Annotated in this window: 1 protein-coding gene and 1 pseudogene; one reads left to right on the forward strand and one right to left on the reverse strand. The window is 75.0% G+C overall.

The window, feature by feature from the left end; all coding sequences use genetic code 11:
* Window positions 1–84: 84 nt before the first annotated feature.
* The gene (locus AB0M20_RS42685; RefSeq protein ID WP_364307130.1) at window positions 85–1062 is read right to left on the reverse strand and encodes a winged helix-turn-helix domain-containing protein; all 978 of its coding nucleotides are present in this window, start codon (window positions 1060–1062) and stop codon (window positions 85–87) included.
* 75 nt (window positions 1063–1137) lie between these two features.
* Between AB0M20_RS42685 and AB0M20_RS42690 the strand changes: the two are divergent.
* Window positions 1138–1558: pseudogene (locus AB0M20_RS42690) on the forward strand (polyhydroxybutyrate depolymerase); the annotation flags it as partial.

Consider the following 1558-nt stretch of genomic DNA (forward strand, 5'->3'; position numbering starts at 1 on the left):
GCCGAGTTCGCCGACGCCCACCCGCAGCTCGTCGGCAAGGCCCTGGGCTAGGACGCCGTCACCCACCAGGTGAGGTCGGCGACGTCAACCGGGGCGGTCCTCGTCCGGGTTCACCAGGTCGCGGCCCAGCGCGGTGGCGCCGTGCACGATCGCACCGCCGTCGCGGTGGCTGGACACCAGCCCGGCGGCCCGCAGCGCGGACAGGTGCTCCGACGACGACGACACACTGATGCCGACCTGCCGGGCGATCGTCGACGTCGTGTGCCGGCCCGGCCGGGTGGCGTGGATCAGCACCGCGCTGCGGGTCCGGCCGAACAGGCCGGCCAGGGGATCCGACGCGGTCCGCCGGCCGGCCGGCACGGCCGGCGGCTCCACCGGATAGACCACCAGGGCGGGTCGGTCCGGCGCGACCAGCACCCGTGGCCGGGGACCGGCGAACGGCGACGGCACCAGGATCAGGCCGTGCCCGCCGAGCCGCACCTCACCGGCCTGCCAGGTGTCGACCTCCAGCATCGGCGCCCGCCACCGGATCCCCTGGTGCAGGCCCGCGAGGACACCGTCGGCGCCGGACAGCGCGTAGCGGCTCGCGGCCTCGCCGACGGCCTGGCGATGCGCGCGGGTCAACTCCGCCCAGTCCGGCGCCAGCACCTGGCGGAAGTACGCCCCCATGGCCGTGACCAGGGTGTCCAGCACCAGCGGGTCGGCGGCGGCGAACCGGCGGCGCGCGGCGCTGACCTTGGTGTGGGCGTACGCAGCGGTCACGTCCGCCCGGACGCGTCCGGCCGGCGTCGAACGGATCGCGGCCAGCCCGTCCTCGATCGACGCCACGCCCTCCCACGGGGTCAGGAAGTCTGGCGCCATGCCCTGCGCCGGCATCAGGTGATGCAGCGGACGCAGGGCCGGCGCGCCCGTGGCGACCCGCCGCGCCAGCGCCGGGAGGGCGGCCGCCACGGACGGCTGGCGCAGGGCCTGGCTGGCGAGCAGCACGGTGCCGGCCGGGTGCAGGCGGTCGGCGAACCGGATCCGCGTCAGATCCGCGGAGCTCAGCCACAGGCGCATCATCCGGTCAGCTTGCCAGCCTTTCGGCGACCTCCGAAACCGTTGACCGGCCGGACGGCGCCACCGGACCCTTCGGACGTGGCGCGTACCCTCTGGATCTTGATCGTGGCCGGCGGAATGCTGCTCGCCGGATGTAGCGGAGGCGAACCGGCGGGACGACCGGCGGCGCCCTCATCGGCCGCGCCGGCGCCCGGCGACACCAAGCTCACGCTGGCCGTCGGCGGCAAGGACCGGACCGTCCTGGTGCACGCCCCGCCGGGTTACCCCGGTGACAAGCCGGTGCCGCTGGTCGTCGCGCTGCACTTCTATCCGGGCTCCGGTGACGGCCTGCGGCAGATGATCGACATGGACGCCAAGGCCGACGAGCACGGCTTCCTGGTCGCCTACCCGGATGGTGTGTCCGGCGGCTTCAACGCCCTGGTCTGCTGCGGCGCGGAGGACGACGTCGGGTTCCTCGAGGCGCTGACCGACCGGATGATCGCCGACTGGCGGGTCGACC

The sequence above is a fragment of the Actinoplanes sp. NPDC051633 genome, assembly GCF_040681735.1.
Lineage (GTDB): Bacteria > Actinomycetota > Actinomycetes > Mycobacteriales > Micromonosporaceae > Actinoplanes.

Excerpts from the sequence above, each read along its gene's own strand:
- AB0M20_RS42685 (WP_364307130.1), bottom strand. The coding sequence starts at position 1,062 with ATGATGCGCCTGTGGCTGAGCTCCGCGGATCTGACGCGGATCCGGTTC.